20 protein-coding genes and 1 other annotated feature are annotated in these 23,210 nt (G+C 47.4%); of the genes, 10 read left to right on the forward strand and 10 right to left on the reverse strand.

The genetic code is table 11. The features are described 5' to 3' along the window. Positions 1 to 15: 15 nt before the first annotated feature. From N2245_RS05760 to argG, 9 genes are all read right to left on the reverse strand, one after another. Positions 16 to 1,191, reverse strand: a complete 1,176-nt coding sequence (locus N2245_RS05760; protein ID WP_494535776.1) for an aspartate aminotransferase family protein — start codon at positions 1,189 to 1,191, stop codon at positions 16 to 18. 13 nt (positions 1,192 to 1,204) lie between these two features. Continuing rightward, the gene (locus N2245_RS05765) at positions 1,205 to 1,999 is read right to left on the reverse strand and encodes a [LysW]-aminoadipate kinase (RefSeq protein ID WP_494535777.1); all 795 of its coding nucleotides are present in this window, start codon (positions 1,997 to 1,999) and stop codon (positions 1,205 to 1,207) included. Positions 2,000 to 2,019: 20 nt separating this feature from the next. Further along, positions 2,020 to 3,063, reverse strand: coding sequence for an N-acetyl-gamma-glutamyl-phosphate reductase (gene argC, locus N2245_RS05770; RefSeq protein ID WP_494535778.1), 1,044 nt, complete (start codon positions 3,061 to 3,063; stop codon positions 2,020 to 2,022). A gap of 28 nt (positions 3,064 to 3,091) precedes the next feature. Continuing rightward, positions 3,092 to 3,958 carry a lysine biosynthesis protein LysX gene (gene lysX, locus N2245_RS05775; RefSeq protein ID WP_494535865.1) on the reverse strand — a complete coding sequence of 289 codons (867 nt, stop codon included), beginning with the start codon at positions 3,956 to 3,958 and terminating at the stop codon, positions 3,092 to 3,094. A 5-nt stretch (positions 3,959 to 3,963) separates the two neighbouring features. Next, positions 3,964 to 5,010: a [LysW]-lysine hydrolase gene (locus N2245_RS05780; protein WP_494535779.1), complete on the reverse strand. Its 1,047-nt coding sequence runs from the start codon at positions 5,008 to 5,010 to the stop codon at positions 3,964 to 3,966. Continuing rightward, positions 5,007 to 5,855: a lysine biosynthesis protein LysX gene (gene lysX, locus N2245_RS05785; RefSeq protein ID WP_494535780.1), complete on the reverse strand. Its 849-nt coding sequence runs from the start codon at positions 5,853 to 5,855 to the stop codon at positions 5,007 to 5,009. The genes N2245_RS05780 and lysX (N2245_RS05785) overlap by 4 nt, the downstream gene beginning before the upstream one ends. 84 nt (positions 5,856 to 5,939) lie before the next feature. Beyond that, positions 5,940 to 6,116: a lysine biosynthesis protein LysW gene (gene lysW, locus N2245_RS05790; RefSeq protein ID WP_012874272.1), complete on the reverse strand. Its 177-nt coding sequence runs from the start codon at positions 6,114 to 6,116 to the stop codon at positions 5,940 to 5,942. A gap of 23 nt (positions 6,117 to 6,139) precedes the next feature. Further along, the gene (argH, locus tag N2245_RS05795) at positions 6,140 to 7,486 is read right to left on the reverse strand and encodes an argininosuccinate lyase (RefSeq protein ID WP_494535781.1); all 1,347 of its coding nucleotides are present in this window, start codon (positions 7,484 to 7,486) and stop codon (positions 6,140 to 6,142) included. Then, entirely contained in the window at positions 7,479 to 8,732 is a 1,254-nt protein-coding gene (gene argG / locus N2245_RS05800) for an argininosuccinate synthase (protein ID WP_494535782.1), read from the reverse strand. The genes argH and argG overlap by 8 nt, the downstream gene beginning before the upstream one ends. Positions 8,733 to 8,793: 61 nt before the next feature. Beyond that, positions 8,794 to 9,039: a binding site (T-box leader), on the reverse strand. Positions 9,040 to 9,145: 106 nt separating this feature from the next. Here argG and N2245_RS05805 point away from each other — a divergent pair. From N2245_RS05805 to N2245_RS05815, 3 genes are all read left to right on the forward strand, one after another. Continuing rightward, positions 9,146 to 9,772 (forward strand): TrmH family RNA methyltransferase, encoded by a 627-nt coding sequence (locus N2245_RS05805; RefSeq protein ID WP_494535783.1) that lies wholly within the window; start codon positions 9,146 to 9,148, stop codon positions 9,770 to 9,772. 108 nt (positions 9,773 to 9,880) lie between these two features. Next, the gene (locus tag N2245_RS05810) at positions 9,881 to 10,396 is read left to right on the forward strand and encodes a methylated-DNA--[protein]-cysteine S-methyltransferase (RefSeq protein ID WP_494535784.1); all 516 of its coding nucleotides are present in this window, start codon (positions 9,881 to 9,883) and stop codon (positions 10,394 to 10,396) included. Between the two features lie 246 nt (positions 10,397 to 10,642). Beyond that, on the forward strand, positions 10,643 to 12,946 hold the full coding sequence (locus N2245_RS05815; RefSeq protein ID WP_494535785.1) for an ABC transporter substrate-binding protein: 2,304 nt from the start codon (positions 10,643 to 10,645) through the stop codon (positions 12,944 to 12,946). 46 nt (positions 12,947 to 12,992) lie between these two features. On the opposite strand, the gene ppc is transcribed toward N2245_RS05815, so the two are convergent. Next, positions 12,993 to 15,788: a phosphoenolpyruvate carboxylase gene (ppc, locus tag N2245_RS05820; protein ID WP_494535786.1), complete on the reverse strand. Its 2,796-nt coding sequence runs from the start codon at positions 15,786 to 15,788 to the stop codon at positions 12,993 to 12,995. Between the two features lie 140 nt (positions 15,789 to 15,928). Here ppc and N2245_RS05825 point away from each other — a divergent pair, with 140 nt between their 5' ends. From N2245_RS05825 to N2245_RS05855, 7 genes are all read left to right on the forward strand, one after another. Beyond that, positions 15,929 to 16,852 carry an ATP-grasp domain-containing protein gene (locus tag N2245_RS05825; protein ID WP_494535787.1) on the forward strand — a complete coding sequence of 308 codons (924 nt, stop codon included), beginning with the start codon at positions 15,929 to 15,931 and terminating at the stop codon, positions 16,850 to 16,852. A 75-nt stretch (positions 16,853 to 16,927) separates the two neighbouring features. Continuing rightward, a complete protein-coding gene (gene msrA / locus N2245_RS05830; RefSeq protein ID WP_494535788.1) occupies positions 16,928 to 17,476 on the forward strand; it encodes a peptide-methionine (S)-S-oxide reductase MsrA in 549 nt (182 codons plus the stop codon). Between the two features lie 11 nt (positions 17,477 to 17,487). Next, complete coding sequence (locus N2245_RS05835; protein WP_494535789.1) at positions 17,488 to 18,345, forward strand: sulfurtransferase; 858 nt, start codon at positions 17,488 to 17,490, stop codon at positions 18,343 to 18,345. 1,127 nt (positions 18,346 to 19,472) lie between these two features. After that, positions 19,473 to 20,372: a DUF1028 domain-containing protein gene (locus tag N2245_RS05840; RefSeq protein WP_494535790.1), complete on the forward strand. Its 900-nt coding sequence runs from the start codon at positions 19,473 to 19,475 to the stop codon at positions 20,370 to 20,372. An 82-nt stretch (positions 20,373 to 20,454) separates the two neighbouring features. Further along, positions 20,455 to 20,967 carry a hypothetical protein gene (locus N2245_RS05845; protein WP_494535791.1) on the forward strand — a complete coding sequence of 171 codons (513 nt, stop codon included), beginning with the start codon at positions 20,455 to 20,457 and terminating at the stop codon, positions 20,965 to 20,967. A 141-nt stretch (positions 20,968 to 21,108) separates the two neighbouring features. Then, on the forward strand, positions 21,109 to 21,438 hold the full coding sequence (locus tag N2245_RS05850) for an NAD(P)-binding domain-containing protein (RefSeq protein ID WP_494535792.1): 330 nt from the start codon (positions 21,109 to 21,111) through the stop codon (positions 21,436 to 21,438). An 841-nt stretch (positions 21,439 to 22,279) separates the two neighbouring features. Continuing rightward, complete coding sequence (locus N2245_RS05855; RefSeq protein ID WP_494535793.1) at positions 22,280 to 23,026, forward strand: class I SAM-dependent methyltransferase; 747 nt, start codon at positions 22,280 to 22,282, stop codon at positions 23,024 to 23,026. Positions 23,027 to 23,210 lie beyond the last annotated feature (184 nt).

Raw genomic sequence — 23,210 nt, forward strand, 5'->3', positions numbered from 1 at the left:
CCTGTGTTTTGATAACTAGCCCCTGACAACGTTCTGGGCTGTCAGCACCTCCTCAAATACTTCAACAAGAGCATCTATGGCTTGTTGATCAATTATGATTGGGGGCAGAAAACGTATAGTCGTAGCACCTGCAGGCAGAGCTATAAAGCCCCTCTCTTGTAGCAGCCTAAGGTACTTTGTGGGTCTATCCTTGAGCTCCACCCCTATCATTAGACCCAAACCCCTAACCTCGCGTACTATAGGAGAGTTCATAGATCTAAGCCTATCTATCAAATAGGCGCCCATATTAGCAGCATTGGACAAAAGATCTCCCCTATCAATCTCCTCTAAGACTGTCAGTGCAACCGCGCAGGCCAGTGGATTACCTCCGAAGGTGTTACCATGAGTACCTGCAGGTAATCTGGAAGCTACATCTTTAGAAGTTATCGTAAGTCCCATGGGGAACCCATTAGCCACTGCCTTAGAAAGGCATAGTATGTCAGGGATTATGTCATAATGTTCAAACGCAAAGTACTTACCTGTCCTGAAGCCGGTCTGTACCTCATCTAAGATCAATAATGCACCGAATTTGCTCGTGATAGCCCTCACGCCTGCAAGATATTCCTTAGGAGCAGGATAAATCCCGGATTCTCCCTGCACAGGCTCTAATATAACTGCAGCCACGTCCTCGGACAGACTTCTCTCCAAGGCTTCTAAATCCGCATAAGGTACATGCTCGAAGTCGGGTACTAAAGGCATGTAAGGGTCTCGGTACTTCTTGTCAGCCGTAGCACTAAGAGCGCCATATGTCCTGCCGTGATAACCGCGTTTTGCAGCTATGATCCTGCTCCTACCGGTAGCTGCACGCGCAAATTTTATGGCTGCCTCTACGGATTCGGCGCCTGAGTTACAGAAGAAAACTTTGTCAAGCCCTTTGGGAAGCTTATCAGAAAGCTTCTGTAGATACTTCGCCCTCACATCATTGTAAAAGCTCTGATGACATGAGATCAGAGTGGACGCCTGCTGAGATATAGTATTGGTGACAGCAGGGTGAGAGTGCCCAAGAATATTGACTCCATAGTTCGATGCAAAGTCATAATACCTATTACCCTCTGAATCCCATAGGTAGTAGCCTTCACCCCTTATCAGGGCTATATCCCTCTTGGCATACATAGGGACCAGGGTTTCATTCTCTATCTGCTGGATATCCATACCGGTACTCCCTTCAGCCTATTACCGTTCCGATACCTGCCAGTGCCTTCTGGATAGGAGCATCCACACGGCCGTCAGCAAAGATCACCTGTCCAATGCCTCTCTTCAAAGCCTCGCCAGCTGCAAGCACCTTTTTCTTAGCTCTGCCTTCTGCTACCTGCATAGCCTCTTCTATCTCATCAGGCCCCACTCTTGTTATGAGGGAGTTTTCATCCTCCAAATTCCTGAGCAAACCAGGTGTGTCGGAGAAAATTAGGAACTTGTCAGCATGCAATGCGGCTGCTATCTCCATAGCAAGCTTATCGCCGTCGACATTTATTGCTTCACCCTCGTGAGATATTGCTGGCGGAGTAAGCACGGGAAGATATCCATTATCAAGCAGCAGATTTATTAGCCTCGTATCTACCTGCTGAATACTACCAGCGTAATCCCCTCTTAGTACCTTTGGCTTACCATCTTCAACAACTCTTATCTGGTCTTTGCGCCTGCCCTTGGCTATTCCTCCATCCAGAGCGCTAAGCCCAACCGCATTTACACCAAGTCTTTGGAGCTTTTCCACTATGGTCTTGTTCACCTTTCCGCAGTAGACCATCATGAAAATCTCCATAGTTCGCCGGTCGGTGAACCTGCTGACCTGTCCTGTACTTGAGGTCACTATACGAGGAGGATGCCCTAGCTGCTCGGAGACCTGGTTGAGCTCGTAATTAGCTCCATGGACTATGACCATTTTGTCCTGGATATGGGGAACATCCTCCAGAATCTTATCTACGTTTATCCCTTTGCTACCACCGATCTTGATAACCAGCATCGCTCTAATTCTCCGTTCGCTTATATGGGATGCAGTCCTGGGAATTCTAGAGCTGTGGTCTCTGGAAACCCAAACCTAACGTTGAAGGCTTGTACGGCCTGACCGGCTGCTCCCTTCATTAAATTGTCGATAGCCGACATCACCACAACGCGTCCATTGTCGGGATCAAGCTCAAAGCCCACATCACAGTAGTTGCTACCAGTCAGGATCTTAGGCTCGGGATAGCGGTATACACCACTACTCTCCTTGACTATCCTCATGAAAGGTTCACCTGCGTAGGCTTTTCTATAGATCCTCCACAGCTCACGCTCATCCATCTCCTTATTCAGGAAAACATGGGCGGTGGATAAGATCCCCCTGACAGCTTCAATAGCTGTAGCGGAGAAGCTGATCTTCGGCTTGCCATGGAAAGATAGCTCCTGAACTATCTCAGCTGTATGCCTATGGCCCGTGGGTTTGAAGGACCTCATAGCACCACTGCGCTCCGGATGATGTGAGGATAGTGACACGCCGCCACCAGCTCCGGAGGATCCAGTCTTTCCCTCTATCACTACAGGCTTATCCAAGTCCACTACTCCTGCTTGAAAGAGGGGATAGAGGCCAAGTATAGCTGCCGTAGAGAGGCACCCACCACTGGATATGTAATTGGACTTTTTGATCTCTTCTCTATGCAGCTCGGGCATGCCGTACACAAACTTGCCGAGCAACTCTGGATGGGCATGGTCATGTCCATACCACTTGGGATAATCCTCTGGGTTGCGCAACCTGAAGTCGGCACTAAGGTCGATTATCACAGGCGCCAGTTCCATCCATTGTTCTATCTTCTCCATAGCCGTGCCATGAGGCAGAGCCAGGAAAAGGACGTCACATTTCTCAAGCTCGCTGGAGCTAACGAACTTCAGGTCCGTGCGCTTTCTCAGATTTGGATGTACTTTGTATACGAACTTCCCGGCATTAGATTCCGACGTTACCTGAGCCACTTCCACCTCGGGGTGATCTAAGAGTAACCTAAGCAGCTCACCTCCTCCGTATCCGGAAGCTCCCACTATAGAGACTTTAAGCATTTCTACCCCCTATGTGTTCTCATTGTTATTAGGAAGCAACAGGCTCTACGGTAGACTTATGGGCTTTAGATACTAGGTAGGAAACTATTTCTCCAGGGATATCACGGTCGGTGGTTTCTATCAGACCGTGAAACTCGGCCCCCACGTTGATCTCTATAACCTTATAGCCCTCGGGGGTCTCGATTATATCTACGCCCGCTATCTCAGCTCCCACAGCGTTGGCAGCCCTCAGAGCTAGGTCTTCGATCTCAGGGGTTATTGGGCAGGGAGCGGATATACCTCCCCTGGCAGTATTAGTGATCCAATGATCAGATTGCCTGTAAGAAGCAGCTATCACAGAGTCCCCTATCACAAAGGCTCTAATATCTCTGCCAGGCTTTTGGACATACTCCTGTATGTAGAAGATGGAGTGATGATAGGATCCCAGGATCTCCTTATGCTCCAGTACGGCTTCAGCGGCGTCCCGATCATTTATCTTCGCCAACAACCTACCCCATGAACCAGTATTGGGTTTAAGAACCACCGGGTACCCTAGCCTCTCGATAGCCTCTATAGCTGACTCCGGGGTGTAAGCCAACATAGTACGCAGCGTGGGAACCCCATGCTCGATAAGAGCCATGTTGGTCAAAAACTTGTTGTCGCATGTGATCGTAGCCTTGTAGCTGTTGACGGTTGGGATACCCCAACTCTCTAGGATCCTTAGAGTATATTCAGCCCTGCTATGAACCAGGCCACGATCCAGGACTATATCCACCTCAGGGAAATCCTTCTTTGCCAAGTCAAAAATCAAGTCCCGGTCATCTATCCTGATTACGTCAACACCAAGTCTTTCAGCAGCTTTAAAAATAAGCTTTTCTTCAATTCTTATTCTCGACAGCAATACCCCGATCTTCACTTTGCTCACGCCTCTTCAAGATATTTCAATGCTTTTACAAGTATATCTACAGATTTTTCATACTCGGATATATAAATATGCTCCTCCGGTGTATGATCCAGCGAGGAGTCCCCTGGGCCATAAGCTATAGCCGGGCATCGCCACTCCGGCGCCACAACATTCATATCAGAGGTCCCAGTTTTAACCTTGAACCTTGGGGTAACTCCAACACTCCTCAAGGATTGCATGAAAGCTCTTACCAGAGGAGTATTTTTATCTGCCTTAAATGCAGGATCACCGTATAGAATAGATATCTCGCCTTTCCCTACAAAGTCCTTCAGTCGCTCCCCTAGATCATCTGGAGAATAGGCCAAAGGCAATCTAAAGTTGATATCCATCTCTACGGTTGAAATAAATCCATCACTGTAAGTATTGATGGAGCGTAGCGATGGTGAAAGTTGATCGAATACCCTCTTCTCCTGGTTAAGTTCTCCACAAAACTCGACTACATGGTTCCAGAAGTCCAGTGCCTCCTCCGCCGCTGACCTTTCAGGGCCTGCACTGTGGCTCATAGACTTATTGAGCACATAACGTACATGCATGGACCCCTTGTATCCTAAAACGATACTGTCCCATCCACTCGGCTCCCCTATAATCAGGTACCCAGGCAAGTGGTTCCTTACAAGGTAACGTGCTCCTCGAGAGTCTCCCTCTTCACCCACAGCACCCACGACCTTCAGAGTAGCATTAACAGCATCTTGACGCTTGTACTGGATAGCAGCACAAACAAAGGCTGCCATAGGCCCCTTAGCATCCACCGCCCCTCTTCCATACAGCTTGCCATCTTCCTCTCTGACGGGTATCTCGCCCGGTACCGTATCTATGTGCCCTAACAACATAATTTCTGGTTGGCCTCTACCAACAATACCTATAAAGTTACCTGCTTCATCCTTATAAGCTTCAAGCCCTTCGGATCTGAACAGATCAACCAGAAAACTTGATACCTGATCTTCAGAACCCGTAGGGCTGTAAAGCTTGAGCATTTCTCTTAGAACGTCTAGCTGCCAACTCATGGAGGAGCCCCCTCCCCACGAGCTATCACATAGTCAACTATATAGGCTGGTATGTTCACACCGGTCGGTTGTATGCTGTTACGAAACTCCATAGTATAGTTCACTTCCAGCACCTTGAGTCCCTCGGGGCTTTCTACGAGATCTATAGCCACGACCCCTCCACCAACTGCTTTAGCAGCGGCTACTGAGATCTCGTTTATCTCATCAGTGACTGGACAATTAGATGCCTGACCACCACGAGCAGTGTTAGTTATCCAATGATCTGAATGCCTATATATTGCAGCTATAGTCTTATCTCCTACCACGAACGCCCTGATATCCCTGCCAGGTTTATCAACATATTCTTGTATGTAGAAGATTGAGTGGTGATAAGATCCCAGTATCTCCTTATGTTCGAGCAAGGCCTCGGCAGCGTAGCGATCATTTACCAGTGATATAAGTCTTCCCCAAGAACCTACCAGAGGTTTAAGCACAACTGGGTAGCCTACGCTTTCTATAGCCTTCAAGGCAGATTCAGGCGTAAAGGCGATAAGCGTTTTTGGAGTTGGAATACCACAACGAGCAAGAGCAGCAGAGGTCTCAAGCTTGTTGCCGCATATGGTAGCCACCTCGTAGGTGTTAACTGTTGGAATTCCCCAATCATTGAACAGCCTGAGAGCGCTGACTGCTCTAGAATGGTTGATAGCCCTTTCAAGAATCACATCGTATCCATTGATCGGGTTTTCGATGTCAAGCACAAGCTCGGGATCATAGATCCTTTCCACATCGATCCCTCGGGCATCAAACTCCTCAAATATTAGTTTCTCCTCAGCCCTTACTCGAGACAGTAAAACTCCTACCTTCAAACCTAACCCTTCCCAAACTTTCTTGATATTGGAGAAGCAGAAAAATATCTGCTTCCCCACACGGATTCTGACTTTTAGTGGAACTTACTCTCCCCAGTCTTCCTCTTCTTCAGGAGCCAACTCGAGGACAATTGGGTTTGTATCACGTACTTCGAGCTCCGCTCCACAGTCAGGGCACTGAACTATCTCGCCCTTCTCAACATCAGCAAGAGCTATCTCAGCCTCACATTCGGGACAAGTGCCTGTTTGGGTCGCTGCCATTTCCTCTCATACCTCCGTTTTTTCTAGGATAGTAAATTTTGCCAGGTTTCCATCAAATGCGAGTACTTTTTATCGACATTTATCTTGGATGCGGATATCTTTTCTTTTAATTTATTTAACCCAAGGTTACCGCTTGCACCCATGTGGGTACGCTTCTTGAGGCTTTCTTCTGGGTCAGCTCCCTCAAGCTTGTCTAGATTCGTGCCCACGTATCTATAGGCATCCCTGAAAGGCATACCCTGCTGTACTAGCTCGTAGGCCCTATCAGTGGCAAAAAGCTCAGGAGTACAGGCAGTTAGCAGCTTGTCTTTGTTAGGGCTAAGGTTACTTATTGTGAGCTCAGCAACCTTAAGGGAGTCCAAAGCTAGCTGGATGGCTTCCATAAAAGGCTTCTTGGTCTCCTGATAGTCTTTGTTATAGCCTGAAGGAAGCCCACTTAACACAGACATTATCTGTTGTTGATAACCAAGGGCTATATTTGCCTTTGCTCTTATAAGCTCCATCATGCTTAGATTCTTCTTCTGAGGCATAATGGAGCTACCTGTAACAAAGCTATCTGATATGTTGAAGAAACCGTATTCTGCAGTGGTAAAGAGCAGTATATCTTGGGCAAGCTTGCTAAGATCCAGCATTATCTGACTTATAGCCTGTACAACCAGTGCTTCAAACTTCCCTCTAGCGTTCTGAGCATAGAGCACATTGTTCTGAACCTTAGCAAACCCCAATCTATCGGCTACATATTGTCGATCTATAGGTAAGGGGACGCCGTAAGATGCAGCAGACCCTAGAGGTGACTGATCATTAAGCTCATAGGCAGTCTCAAGTAGCTTGAGGTCATCTAGCAAAGCTTCAGCGAAGGCACCGGCCCAAGTCCCTACGCTACTGAGCATAGCTCTCTGCATGTGAGTATAGCCAGGCATTGGGACATGCTCGTGCTTAGAGGCAAACTCCACTAAAGATTCAGCACACTGCAACAGCACAGATTCCAACTCAAGGATCTTGGCCTTGGCATAGAGCCTAAGATCTACGAGAACCTGATCGTTGCGGGAGCGGGCGGTGTGGATCTTCTTGCCCACATCGCCGTACTCCCGCACTAAAAAGTTCTCTATCTTAGTATGTATATCCTCATCGGCAGGGGTCATGAAGAACTGCCCCTGCCGATAGAGATCCAAGATCCTGCCAAGACCTTGTTTGAGCGTCTGCAGCTCATCATCGGTTAGTATGCCTATCCGATTGAGCATCTCTGCATGAGCTATCGAGCCATAGACATCCGCCTCGACGAGCTCGTTGTCGAAGGCGAGATCGTGACCGATCTCGAAGCGCTCGATAGTTTCATCCAGCTTGTAGCCCTTGTCCCAGAGCTTACTCACTAGCAGCTCCCACCTTCTTGCTTTCCTTTTCCCTTCTAGCTAGCAGCTCGAACGGCAGCCCCCAGATCTGAGCCGTCGGACCACAGAGCTGTTGGTTGAAGCTAGCGCTGGAGATAGATCTAACATCCGGGAAGAACAAGCCGGTATCGGACTTGCGCTTCAGGATATCAATGTTGCCCTTGTAGAGTTGTACGGTATATTCACCGTTGACCACGCTCTGAGTCTCCGCTATAAACGCATCCAGTGCCTTCTTCAGCGGGTGGAACCACTCACCATGATAAACCTTGTAAGCCCACTGAGCATCCACTATCTTCTTGAACTGGATCTCGTCCTTAGTCAAAGTGAACTGCTCAAGATCACGATGGATCGTTAGTATTATGGTAGCAGCTGGAGCCTCGTAAATCTCCCTAGACTTGAGGTCCATTATGCCATCCTCAAACATATCGATCTTACCTATACCATGCTTACCACCGATAACGTTGAGCTGATCGATTATATCCTCAAGCGGCATCTTTTGGCCGTTGAGAGCTACCGGGATACCAGCTTCGAATTCAATGGTAAAGGTGTAGGGCTCATCCGGAGCCTTCTGAGGTGGCGTGTACCAAAGCCAGATGTTATCTGGTAGCTCGGTCTCGAGGGTTATTCCACCGCTAGCAATAGAGCGGCACCACATAGTCTTATCATCGCCACCCACGATGATCTCAGTTACAGGTACTCCGTAGTGCTCACAAAGCTCCATCTCCTCTGTTCGGGTGAGGTCGAAGTCCCTCACGGGCACTATTATTCCCAGTTGGGGAGCAAAGTACTTGAATACTTTATGCATTCTGTACTGGTCATTACCCTTGCCACTTGAACCCTCGGCGAGAGCATCACAGCCCAGCTCTACAGCTTTCTGAGCCACCTTAGCGGCTATAAGCTGCCTGGTCATGGAGGTAGATACCGGATAACCGTTATAGCTAGAGTTGGCTCTGATAGCCTTAGTTAACCACTCGTTGGTGAACTCAGACTTAGCATCTATGAGCAGTGGCTCCACGCCCAGGACTTCAGCCTTCTTGAAGCTCTGTTCTACCTCATCCTGACCCTGTCCTACATCCACAGTTATAGGTATAATTTCCTCGGCACCATATTTCTCCCTGAGGAGTACCAGGCAGAGGGCCGAGTCCAAACCACCAGAATAAGCCAGAGCCACTTTGCGGTACTTGGGAACCTCTACAGCCTGTATCTTCTCAAGTGGTGAAAGAGCCATAACGCAAACCTCCCTAATAAAATATTTTTCCCCAATAAAAAAGCTCTCGTCCCTAATCAGTGTTAGGGACGAGAGCTTTTTTATTCGCTCCCGCGGTGCCACCCTAGTTGCCACATTTAACGCCTGTGGCCACTCTTGGTTGTTTCTTGCCTGGTAACCAACCAGTAGGTCCTACTTGCGCCAGAGCGCTTTCTTCGGACCACCGCTCAGATGCGCGTTCCGCCCTGGATTACCGTACTGGGCTTCCACCATCCCCAGCTCGCTATCGGCAGAGCCAGAACGTACTACTCATCCTCATCGCGGGCAAGTATCTGGCTGTAAGTATAGGAAAGGGCATTTGGAGATGTCAACCTTTTAGTAGGGAATTTCTCCCATTCAGCAGACTGCTACAGGTTACAGTAAAATTATCTGGCATGAATACTACGAGAAAGATAACGGAACGCAGACTCAACAGAATGATCCAAGTTCTGAAGAGAAGGCAACCTGATCTAACTGTAGTCCTCGAGAACGTTCATGATCCACACAATGTGAGCGCAGTCTTACGCAGCTGCGATGCTGTGGGAGTACTAGCAGTGCACCTGGTATACACCATAGAGGAGTTTCCAGATCTCAGCAAGAACGTTTCTGGCAGCGCTCTAAAGTGGCTAGAGATTATAAAGCATAAGGATATTCAAGACTGTTATGACGCTCTCAGATCTCAAGGGATGACGATATACACAACCTACTTAGCGGATCCACAAAGAAGTTATGACCTGTACTCTCTAGACCTCACCAAGCCAACTGCTCTAGTATTCGGGAACGAGCAGAGAGGAGTCTCAGAGGAGGCTTCAAGACTAGCTGACGGTAACTTCGTTATCCCGATGATGGGGATGGTCCAAAGCCTAAACATATCCGTGGCTTGTGCCGTGACTCTGTACGAAGCACTAAGGCAGAGACGCACAGCTGGGCATTATGATCATCCCAAGCTAACTCAGGATGAGATCTCCAAAAGGCTTAAAAGGTGGTTAGAGAGGGAAAGAAGGTCAGTAGACGTGCTATGAAAAATCCTTGTAACCCATAAATCATGATTTTTGCTGTCTAATCTATTCCAATAGATCTAATTAGTAGTTAAAGTAACTATAACCGTGCAGTCAAAAGACAAATATTTCATGATCAATACGGCAATAGGAAAGTTGTATATAGCCTACAACTCTGTAGGCATTAGCGCCTTATATAAAGCCTCAAGCGACGACGAGTTCAAATCCTACATCCGGTCAACGTTAGGTCGTGAGCTTTTGCTAGACCAGCAAAACTCAATTGGACTAATTCAAGAGATACTAGATTACCTTAATGGCAAAGGCGTTGCTGAAACTAGGCTCGCGTTTGATCTTACTAGCTTGAGCGAGTTCCAGCGCACTGTGCTTTTGACAACATTGAAAATACCTAGGGGCCAAATAAGAACCTATAGTTGGCTAGCAGAACAGATAGGAAATCCCAAAGCTTCAAGAGCAGTGGGCTTAGCTCTAGCTAGAAACCCCATCCCGATTTTGATACCTTGCCACAGAGTAATACGTAGTGATGGCCTTATAGGTAATTATATCTTCGGTTCGGATTGCAAAAGATACTTATTAACCTTGGAAGGCATAAACTTGCAAGAAAGCACAAATCCCAAAAGCTCACATTAGAGTCCTAACTACGCAAGACGCAGACCAACTATCTCTACAATTCTAAGAGAGTCATTATTGTATCTTTCTACAAAATACCCGAACCAAGTCAACAAATTGTAATCACTATACCTGTTCAAAGTTTTACCAACTTTTTGCTTCACAATTACTAAACATTTATGCCTAATATTGACAGGATACCGCTTTGGAATGATAATCTACCACAAATCGCAACCATATCCTTACAAACCCTGGAGGAAAACATAGATGATGCAAAGCAGGAGAATAAATCGGCGGGGATTTTTGAAGCTATCGGCCATGGCCGCGGGAGGAGTGATACTTGCTGCTTGTGGAGGAAGCACTGCAAACAACACGCCATCTGCAAGCCAACCAGCTGCCTCGCCTACTATGGGAGCAAGTCCCCAACCAAGTGCACCTGGTGCATCGCCAACGGCGGTAGCTAGCACACCTCCAAGCTCGCCAGCCGCATCACCTACTGCCGCTGCAAGCCCATCTGGAAGTCCAGGAGCAACACCAGGAACCTCAGGTGGTGTACCCAATGTACCTTACATAGCGACTCCCGTTACCTACCAGGGAGAGTACAAGGAGGCACCTTCCCTTGCTGAACTAGTGAAAGCCGGCAAGCTGCCACCTGTAGATCAGAGACTGCCAAAGAACCCCTACGTGGTACCTCATAAATGGGTACAGCAAGGCAAGTATGGCGGCAAGATGGAAATGCTCAACTCCAGCGCTGATGACTGGGGAACCACCCACTTTATACAGGAATCTATGTATGGTCACTCGCCACTAAGATATCTCAATGATGGTTTGACTATAGGTCCGGGTCTAGCCGAGAGCTGGGAATCAAACGAGGATGCTACAGTCTGGACTTTCCACTTCCGTGAAGGCCTCAAGTGGTCCGATGGCCATCCATGGACAGTAGATGACATCCTCTTCTGGTGGGAAGATATGGTCCTCAACGAGGAGATACCGGAGGGACCGCCAGATGACATGAGGTCCGGCAAGGGCACCATTGGCAAGATGAAGAAGATAGATGACTATACCTTGCAACTCATATTCGATGCGCCCGCTCCAGTGACGCCTGAACGTCTAGCTGCTTGGGTCAACAGGGGCATAGGACCTACATGGATGGCACCCAAGCACTATGCTCAGAAGTTCCATAAGAAATACAACCCGAACGTAAAGAAAAACTGGACTGAGGATTTCGCATTTCCTTGGGGCAAAGCCGTTGACTTTACTGCAAACCCTGATTGTCCCACGATGACCGGCTGGAAGCTCAAAGAATACAAGAAAGGTCAATATTCTATCTGGGAGCGCAATCCTTACTATTGGTGTATAGACAGATGGGGCAACCAGTTGCCTTATATAGATAACCTGATAATGAGGAATATCCTAGATCCTGAAGTACTCAAGCTGAAGTTCACACAAGGTGCTGCCGACTTCGTGCATGGTGGATTCGAGCCTATATCACCAGCCGACTATGCACTACTTAAGCAATCCGAGCAAAAAGGCAACTACCAGATGATATTCTGGGATTCGGGTTCTGGTACTGGCTCCATCTTCTTCTTCAACCACGACTACCCTGATGAAAAGATGCGAGAGTTGATTCGCAATCCCAAGTTCAAGCAAGCTCTCTCTCATGCCTACAACAGGGAAGCAGTTAGGAAGCTAGTGTACCTGGATACTGGAGAAGTCACCACAGGTACACTAAGCCCCAAGGGAGTGAACTTCAACATCAACGAAGAGGGTAAGAAGCTGTACCAGCAATGGCGTGATTCTTACTTAGAATACAATCCTGAAAAAGCAAAGCAGATCCTTGACGAGATAGGTGTAGTAGATAAAGATGGCGACGGTTGGCGAGAGATGCCCGATGGCTCCAAACTAGTGGTTTACCTAGATTACCAGGCAGATACACCGCAAGGTGGTGAGCATATGCGTAAAAACGAGCAGCTCGCCGCTGACTGGAAGGCTATAGGCATAAATGCCAAACTTAATCCCGTTCCCCCAACAGGTTGGGATGACAGATGGAATTCTGGTAAGCTAATGAGCACCACCACTTGGGAGGTAGGTGATAATAGCATACTTATATACCCAGGGTGGGTAATTCCTGTTGAGCCCGCGCACTGGGCGCCACTCCATGGAGCTTTCTTCCAAGTTATAGGTACCCCCAAGCAGAACCAGCAGAAGAACATCAACCCTTGGAAGCGTAACCCACCTAGAATTGGGCCATTCGACAAGGAGTTCTTCGAACCAGTTAAGACCTTGTGGGATCTCTACAACAAGGCCAGAGTTGAAGTAGACCGCATGAAGAGAATAGCGCTGGAATGGCAGATCATGAAGCTTCACATAGAACAGGGGCCTTTCTTCCTTGGCGTGGTTGCCAACTGGCCAAGAGTAGAACTAGTCAAAAATGGTCTTATGAACGTACCGAAGAGGGAAGATCTGACACTGCATGGATGGGTAAACCCCTGGATACACCCAACACCAGCTGTCTACGATCCAGAGACATGGTATTGGGACAATCCAGAACAGCATCAAATGCAGTCCTAAACTTTGGGGTCTGGTTGCAGGGGGCGGTTTCCTGCCCCCTGCATTTTTATCCCGTGTTCTGTAGCCCTGCAGCTATACCATTGATAGATAGAAAGACTGCTTGCAGTATACTCTCACGCTCCTCCTTATGATCCTCAGTATCAGGAATTGTTCGCAACTTGCGTAGCAGGGCTACCTGTATGTAGCTTATTGGATCTACATAAGGATTCCTGAGCATAATAGATCTCTGAAGCACCGGCGCATTATCGAGCAACCTGTTCAGCCCAGTTACCTTAATTACCCAGTAGACAGTTCTTTCGTATTCTTGCTGTATCCTGGGCCATACCTTACTCCACACATCTGGGTTGCTCACCAATCCCGCGTACATACTCGCTACGTGTATATCAGCTTTAGATAGTATCATCTGAGCGTTATCTATGGTGGATCGGAAGAACATCCACTTCTGATACATCTCCTGAAGTATCCTGAGCTTAGAATCGTCCCCAGCAACATACTTCTCTATAGCAGTCCCAAGACCATACCATCCTGGTAAGGTATGCCTGCTCTGCATCCAGGAGAAAACCCAGGGGATGGCCCTAAGCTGCTCGATATCAAAACCACTCTGCCTGCGGACGGGGCGTGAAGCTATGGGTAGCAGACTTATCTCGCCTATAGGGGTAGCTTCGCGGAAGTACTCTACGAACTCAGGCGTCTCATACACCAGATTCCTATACTCTCTATAAGAGTAAGCACTCAAAGTGTCCGCGGCTTCCTGCCACTCTGGTTCTATTCTGCTCTGGTTTTCTATAACGGTTGGGCTTAGGCTCACTCTGAGTAGAGCGTTCAACACCTGCTCCAGATATCTCTTTGCAATCGCAGGATTGCCATACCTGGCAAATATAACTTCACCTTGCTCGGTAAGCTTGAGCTCACCATGTATAGTATCAGGAGGTTGACCAAGTATAGCCATATGCGTCGGCCCACCACCTCTACCTATCGCCCCGCCTCTACCATGGAATAGCCTCAGCGTAACGCCTCTCTCGGAGCACACAGCGGCCAGACGCCTCTGAGCTTTGTAGAGCTCCCAACAGCTCGTGAAGAAACCACCGTCCTTATTGGAGTCCGAGTAACCTATCATCACCTCTTGGTGATCACCCCATGCCTTGACATTGCATCTATATATAGGGTCATCCAGGAGGCTAGCCATTATATTACCGCACTCGTTTAGATCATGTATGCTCTCAAAAAGTGGGACAATCTGCAGCCTGCTCCAGCCCTCAGATACTGATAACAATCCTGTTTCCCTGGCTAGAAGCTGAATCTCAAGCAGATCAGCAGCAGATTGAGCAAAGCTTATTATGTAAGTGTCACAAGCTTCTTTTCCAATCTCCTCCTGGATGGTTCTGATAGCATCAAAAACAGCGATTGTTTCTTCGGTGGAAGGTGAGAAGTGGTGAACCTTACCTATAATTGGTCGATTGTCTCTAAGCAAATTACGCAGGAGTTCAGCTTGCTCCTCGCTACTAAGCTCCAAGTACCTATCGCATATACCTACCGAGGATAGCACCTCCGCTATAGCCTGGCTATGACGAGCGCTGTGCTGCCTCACATCTATCTTCGCAAGATGAAATCCAAATACTTCAGCAAGCCTCCGGAAGTCCTCTACTGCTCCTAAGGCCAGTCTGTCTCCCTTGTTCTGCCTCAGACTATTGACGATCATGTCTATATCTGCATAGAACTGATCTACACCCTCATAAGCAACGTCGGGCTGAGGCTTCTGTCTGGTTTCCATAGCGGAGAGAGTATTCTTTAGCTTTTCTATCATGAGGCCTATCTTCAGGCGATACATCTCGTTCTTGTTTCTCTCCTCTATCCTTTCAGAGGCCTCAGGAAGGATCTTTCTCTCCTTCTCTATGGACTGCATGAGCTCATCGCTCACCCCAGCACGCCGAACACTCATCGATAGGTGCCTGCGAAGCCTGTCGAGCTGGGATATATAGTGCCTCAGCAACACGCCTTTCTGGAGGCGTGCTGTACGTATAGTTACTTCAGGTGTAACATTAGGGTTGCCGTCTCTATCTCCCCCCATCCAAGTACCAAATTGAATGACAGGGGGTATCTGGAAACTCCAGTCTTTATACACCGATTTCAAGGCGTCTGATAACTCTCTGTAGACGGAGGGAAGGATCTCAAACACGCTTTCCTGGAAAAAGTAGAGGCTGTTATAGACCTCATCTAGAGGAGTAGGTCTAGTTTCTCTGAAGTCGTCTGTCTGCCAAAGAGCTGTCACCACTTCCCGTAGCCTATCTATAACCATCTCACGCTGGGTAGGAGTCAGAAGGGCATCATCAAGCAAGGCTATGAGATTAGATATATGTCTAAGGTGCATCAAGGTTGTTCTGCGCCTGGACTCAGTAGGATGGGCGGTGAATACAAACCTTGCCCTGAGTCTGTTCAACAGCTCCTGCAGCTGCTCATCCGATATACCTTCGTTATACAGATCTCTTACAGCCTCTCTAATCGATCCCTCCAGAGGCTCAGGATAGCTGCTAATCTCCCTTTGCCTGAGCACCCTTACCCTATGGTTTTCTTCAGCGAGATTCACGACCAGAAAGAAAAGGTTAAAGGCACGTATTACATCAAAGGCTGTCGCAGGATCAAGCTCGGAAGTTATCTGGACTAACTCACGATGGAGCTCCTCTGAGTACCTAGTACGCAAGGCTATAGAGGTAGTCCTAAGCTTTTCTACTATGTCAAATAATCGCTGACCGCCTTGTTCTATGAGCACATCTCCAACTATGCTCCCAAGGAGGCGCACGTCCTCGCTCAACTTATCACCAGTGCCAGCTCTCTCTATCGCCATACCTCTACCTACCAGATGTTATTTCAAGACCATTTTGCATTGTTGATCTACAATAACTCAAGTACAATAAGGGCCCAATAATTGCTGTAACCGCGCCTAAAGGCGATTAGGCCATTTTTCGTATCACCAGGAGGAAGGCCATGGAAAAACCAAGAGTGGGACTTCTGGTAGGAAGAGAGAAAAATCTGGTCAGTGCACTTTTACAAGAGATCACATCCAACTATCCACACGTAGATATGCAAATCGTCAGGCTAGGAGCAGTAGAGCTGGGAGAAGACTGTAGATATTCTGTTATTGTTGACAGGCTTTCGCATGTAGTCCCATTTTACAGGGCCTACCTCAAGCATGCCTTAATAAGTGGTGTCTATGTTATCAACAACCCGTTTGTATCTTCCTCAGATGATAAGTTTCATCAGATATCTCTGGCTCATAAACTAGGTCTACTAACACCCAAAACTGTACTACTACCCAATCACTACTTTTTGGAAAATTATTCTCCATCCCGAGAGCTAGCAAGCCATCCACTACCAGTTGATTGGTACGAGGTAGCAGAAGAAGTAGGTTTACCCTGCATATTGAAGGACGCAGAAAAAGGAGAGTGGTCTGAGCTACATATATGCCACTCAGTAGATGAGCTTATGGAAAACTACCGACATACATCGACGAGAACAGTCATGGTACAGGAACTCATAGACTGGAATCTTTTTGTTCGTTGCCTGGTTATAGGAGAGGAAGTTATACCTATGTACTTTGACTTTCAGAAGAAGAGATATCTACCTGGTAGTCAAGGAATACCCAATGAGCTCGAAGCGCGTATTATGTCGGATTCAGCTAAGGTAGTCAAAGAGCTTGGCTACGATATAAACCTGGTGGAATGGGCCATCTGTGAGGACAAGGCTTTTCTTATAGATTGCCTCAACCCAATACCGGATATCGATCCTGATGCCATGGAAGAATCAGATTTTAAGTGGGCAATCAAGGCACTTGCTGAGCTCCTAAATCAGCTAACTATAAAGATAGCTAATGGAGAGCCCATCTACAGAAACCCAAAGCTAGGATCCTAGAACATATAGATCGCTATTCATTCCTAGGTCATATAATTGATCGGACGATTACGCAACTGGTAGAGGTGAGTAACCATGTCAAATAATAGTCACATACAGGAAGCTACCCTTGGAGGTGGTTGCTTCTGGTGCATGGAGCCCGTATTCAAGGACCTCAAAGGTGTTATAGAGGTGATTCCAGGCTACTCAGGAGGACATGTACCCAATCCCACATATGAGCAAGTATGTACCGACACAACCGGGCACGCGGAGGTCGTCAACATAAAGTTCGACCCTAGTCAAATCTCGTTTCGGGATCTATTAGAGGTCTTCTTCTCGGTACATGATCCAACTACCCCCAATAGACAAGGTGAGGATGTAGGCACTCAGTATAGGTCAATCATCCTGTACCACGATGAAGAGCAGCGAAGGATCGCGCAGGAGGTGATTGAAGAGCTAACTAGGAACAATGTGTGGAAGAACCCTATAGTAACGCAAGTTGTACCCTTTGAAGCCTTTTACCCAGCAGAGGAATATCATTGGGATTACTTCCGTCGTAATCCTCACCAAGCCTACTGCAGACTGGTAATAGCCCCGAAGTACGAGAAGTTTCGCAAGAGATATGTAGATCTAATAAAGCAATAGGGGTAAATGCCGTGCCATATGAAACAATTATTAGCGTACAAGAGGCAGCAAAGCATTTACAGGATCCACAATGGGTCTTTATAGATTGTCGCTATACACTTGGCAATCCTGAGCAAGGTCTAAGGGATTATCTTCAAGCTCACATACCAGGCGCGGTATATGCACACCTGGATAAAGATCTATCCGGGAAAGTAATACCGGGCAAGACAGGACGTCACCCACTCCCTGATCCAAAAGACTTCGACGAGACTATGTCTCGGCTTGGCGTCTCGCAAGAATCACAAGTCGTGGCCTACGACGAGCAGACTGGTGCTATGGCAGCCGCCAGGCTCTGGTGGCTGCTCAGATGGGCAGGGCACAATAGCGTAGCTGTCCTAGATGGAGGCTTTAGAGCATGGGTTGCTAATGGCCTTCCAGTTGTTAGTGGGAATGAGATTAGAACTAGGACCGAGTTTCACGGTAAATACAACCACAAACTTATAGCCTCTGCCGATGACCTTCTTGCAGGAATAGCTTCAAAGTCTTGCAAGATAGTTGATTCAAGAACAAATGATAGATACAGGGGAGAAAATGAGACCATAGATTCAAAGGCAGGTCATATACCCACTGCAGTATCGTTACCATATACCGAAAATCTGGATGCAGGCCGATTCTTCAGATCACCTCAAAGCCTTAGAGAAAGATTTGCCCCGCTTGTAGAGCAATATCCTCCAGATTCCATAGTGTTTTACTGTGGATCCGGAGTAACTGCAGCTCACAACGTCCTTGCATTTGCTCACGCTGGATTAGGAATGCCAAAGCTGTATCCAGGTTCCTGGAGCGAGTGGATAACGGACGAAAGCAGACCCATATCTACAGGTGATGAGTAAAGAACATACATATTGTGAGTGACGCGATCAAGGTCACAACAACCCCAAGAATTCTGAGCACTTCATTCTGCGCACGCCCTTTACTAGTGGACACTTATGATATGCAACGAACTAAACATCTGGCCAGTACTAAGCAGTAGTCTTGCCCTGTTTTGCTTATGTACAAGATCGGAACTTAGAGGTGCATGATATGGACCTTGTATATTCCGAAACTTACTTTTCAAAGAGATTTCAGATATAGAAGTATCGGCTGCAAGGAAAACGTGAATATAGATTTTGACCCTTATGAGTACTGGGCGCAGAACGTTCCAGAAGAATATAAAGTAATAGATATAAAATGAGTATTCACATATTAGCAGTTAGTTCCCATAGACTAAGAGAGCTTTAAAAGCTTGGACTAGCTAACACAATATATGACTTGAGCAGTAAGTCTAAAAATATGGCAATAAGAGAAAAATTGCTTCTAATAGACGAGAGTAGTATTACTTTAACGCCCAATAGTACTTAGAAATACAGGAGGCAGCGATTTGCCGTCCTGTACGGGATATTACCTAAAATCTCTCGTAAGCAAACATTTCTAGTATTCGAAACCTTTTCTAGACCATAAATACACTTTACTTCTTAGCAGCGGTGATATAATGCATGTCATCAATGGACGCAGCTCAACAAGGAGGCAAAACCTATAGAGACTTTTATCTTTTATTATGAATATATCGATTAAAGGCGAGATTTTTATCTTAGGCGAACTAAAGATATCGCTGCTATAAACCCTTTACTTATACCTAATACTCTTCGTTTGAGTTATCTCTAATTTTTTCATAATACTATTTACTCTGCACTAGCCTGCTAACATAGAGCTCCACAAATATCGATGATTGATAACAATTGCCAATTTGTCAAGACAAGCTTAGGGAATCGGCCTTCACCAAAGTAGGAAAATTTCTTAGACTTTGCGATCATAAACACTCGTCGTCCGCTGAACCATTGTTGGTAATAAGATAAGCCCGCCATGAATCCTGCATGAGAGCCAATGTTTGTTGTAATAGATAGCCATGACTGGACTAAAAGTTGGGTTGTGTAGATTGGGCTATCTAAGAAGAATGATAGCTAAGTAATGAGGTGAAACTATGACTTACTCAATTATTGCACACGACCCTGCTAATAATGAATTAGGTATAGCCGTCCAGTCGCGCCATTTTGCTGTGGAAAGAATAGTGCCTTGGATCGAAGCTGGTATTGGTGTAGTCGCATCACAGTCCTTTGCTAACCCAATTTATGGTTATGAAACTTTGCGAAGGCTGCGATCTGGTCAGGAACCAAAGCAGATCTTAGAGCAATTACTAAGTGAGGACGCAGGGGCCTCTATGCGTCAGGTAGCGATTTTAGATATACAAGGCCGTATGGCGGTCCACACTGGAACCAATTGTGTAGCAGCAGGACATGCTGTTGGTATGCATTGCTGTGCTCAAGCTAATATGATGGCACAACCTACCGTATGGCAAGCTATGGTTTCCGCATTTGAAAATACGGATGGACAACTTGCTGATCGATTGCTGGCAGCGCTTGAAGGTGCCGAGGATGAAGGTGGCGATATTCGTGGGAGGCAATCAGCAGCGCTAATCGTGGTATCTGGTAAATCCTCCGGAATAAATGAGCTGGACCACTTGATTGATCTACGAGTGGATGACAGCCCAGAGGATCTGGGCGAGATCAAGCGTTTATTGAGGTATGCTCGAGTCCATCAACTTGCCGACCAAGGAATCAACAAAGTTATGATGGGTGAGGTTGCTACGGGTTTAGCTGATCTTGAGGAATGCTGCGCAGAATTCCCTGACGAGCCAGAGTTCCAGTTCAGACGGGCTCTACCACTACTGTTGTTAGGGCAAGTCGATGAAGCACGCATGGCTTTGCAAAAAGCTTATATCATTCATTCTGGATGGAGTGAATTGTTGCTGCGCTTCGCAGATGCTGGGATAATCCCTGTAAGTCGCGAAAAATTAGGTTCGCTTGTATCTGACCTAGCTTAATAATAAATTATCCCTGCGAAACCTTATAAGCATCAGTACTAACATTCCAGCCAAAACATAGTTCTCCAACAAGGAGCCTACCATGGATCAATCTCAGACTGTATCTACTTTCCATTGGGCAACTCCACTCGGCATTAGTGTTATTTGCTTTCTATTATCAGGAGTCGTTCATCTGTTGATCGGGATACTCACGCCGATCTTTGTCAACTCAAAATTTGGACGTAGTGCTATCTTCATCTCGCAGCAAACCGATAGACAGCTCTTTGGAGCAGCGCCGTCTGAACTGCTAGATAGAAACAAGGAGCTGGCGATGTTCCGCACGCTATTCTTGACCAATGCTGGCGGATCACTCGTTATAATAGGCATATTCATTATTTCTCTCACATGGTTTGGACTTCGCCAGCATCAAGTGTGGGCGTTTGCAACACTCACCCTAACTGGACTGTTAGTTCTCCCTTACTGGTTTCTCATTTTCAAGCCCTACTTGAAAGCTGGCATCTCTATTCAGTTTGTCGACCTTCCGCCCATCTTTTGGATACCAACCCTTCTCTTACTCCCAGGGATGATATTCGGCTGGCTCGGCCTGCGGGCTTGAGTTGTCCAGCTGATCTGAGACGCCTAACCACTCTATAGATCGACCTTGCTAGCTGAGACGAATCGGATTCATGCAACTATCAAAGCGCTGGCCGGGCGGCTTATCTCAAGGTCGTTGGGCAGCTAACGAGAGGAGTGCACAATGAACATCGGCATCCTCGGCACGGGCACGGTCGGACAGACGATTGACTCGAAGCTCATCCAGCTTGGGCATGAAGTGGGTATGAGCTCGCGCACGGCAGATAACGAAAAAGCAGCCCGGTGGGTAGCGGCCAATGGCCCGCGGGCGCCGCACGGGACCTTTGCCGATGCCGCCGCATTTGGAGAGATTCCTTCAATTGCACCGCTGGAGTTGCTTCCATGCAGGCGATCGAGACGGCGGTGCAGCGAACCTCCGGGGGAAGATTCTGATCGATGTGGCGAACCCGCTGGACTTTTCGCACGGTATGCCGCCTTCCCTGGCCGTCTGTAACACGGATTCGCTCCGTTTGATTCGGTAGTAGTGCTCTCCAGCCAGTCTGAATAAATTGGTCGGTACGTGGGAAATAACAGGAGATGCAAACGACTACTTAACTTTCGAGTGTATGGAAGGAGGGTTCCCTAATCCAACATGTTGAGTTTGTGCAATCCAGACACAGGATCAAAGGAGAAGCACCGAGCAAGGAAATCAGATTACTTTACCAGACAGCACCGACAATATCCTCGACCATGTGTACGAAGTCGAAGGAGACACTCTCACGATCTAGTTCGGCAAGAAAGGGTAGCCGGACTATTACCAAGGCACGTTTAGTGCCGACAGCAACACGCTCACCGTCGCTGGTTCTATCCAAGCGGTGGTGGCTATGATAACCACCAAAGTCAAATAAGTAAACCCATTCTCTACAAATGGGTGGAAATTTAAAGTGGACGAACTAACGGCCTACCACGAACTTCAAGCGTATACAGACATCCACGGCGATTCTGCATTCAACAGCACGTTGTGGATGTCGGAAGCTCCAACATACCAACGAGTATGCCGAGTCGATTGCTATCGCTTTTGTGCTCGCTGGTCTGTATCTGCATTGCGAGAAAGGGTAACAGGTAAACAGGTGCAACATGTTCACATGGTTAAGGACATGTCGCAAGCAGCTGTGGCCGACCACTGCTTTACCTGACGAGTGCAAGAGCGATGATGATCAAAGATGTAGTGAAGCACCTACAGGACCTGAGAGTGATCAGGCAATCGATAAGTGGTGCACATCGCTGGTATGGATACCGCCACTACCGAGAAAGCATTATAATTTTGCTTGCGAAATATCGAATTAGAGGATGATATGCAAAAGCCTGTTCTCAAACAAGGCAACTACGGCATTGACGCTCCGCTAGTCGTTCGTAACTTATTACTCGCTGGTGCAGGAGCGATGATCGCTGGTGTCGTTCTCCACCACCTGTTAGTCGCAAAGCTCTCAGTGTTAGGGATAATCTTACTGGTTTGGGGGTTAATTGCTGGTGCCAGCATGGTGCTCACTGCCGCACTGATGGTGTGGAGTAGCAAAATAGGCAAACTCAAACTGCGCGAAAAGCTTATCGACTCACTGACCTTGCGTGGAAATGAAACGATTCTCGATGTCGGTTGTGGGCGTGGCTTGTTGCTCACTGCTGCTGCTCGCCGGCTAACAACTGGCAAAGCTATCGGGATAGATCTCTGGCAAAATGCAGACCAATCTGGCAACCATCCTGAAGCTGCTATGGCAAATGCCCGAGCAGAAGGAGTTGCAAACTTTGTCGAAGTCAAGACTGGCGACATGCGTGACCTGCCTCTTGAGGATGAGACCATAGACGTTGTTGTGTCAAGCCTGGCGATTCACAATATCCCCACTAAGGAAGGTCGCTTGAAAGCTATTCAGGAAATCGCACGGGTGCTCAAGCCAGGTGGGCAAGTGGCTTTATTGGATTTTCAACATACAGAGGAGTATGCCCAAGCCTTTCAAGCACTAGGGTGGCAGGATGTAAACCGTTCGAGATTACAATTTCAGATGTTTCCGCCAGTACGAATCGTGACTGGGAAAAAACCACTATGAAACCCATCACCCCCTGCAATAAACCATGCTTTGCATTTTATATAACCTACTTTTGGTAACATTCTCCACTCATCACTTCAGCCTGGTTTGTGCTAGTAGCATCTGACACAAAAGGACGGTATCGCGATGAACATGCTGCATCGCTGGTGCTTGTCTACTCCTATCCCGATTTGTATAATTGCCA

Source organism: Thermobaculum sp. T2p, from assembly GCF_059335935.1.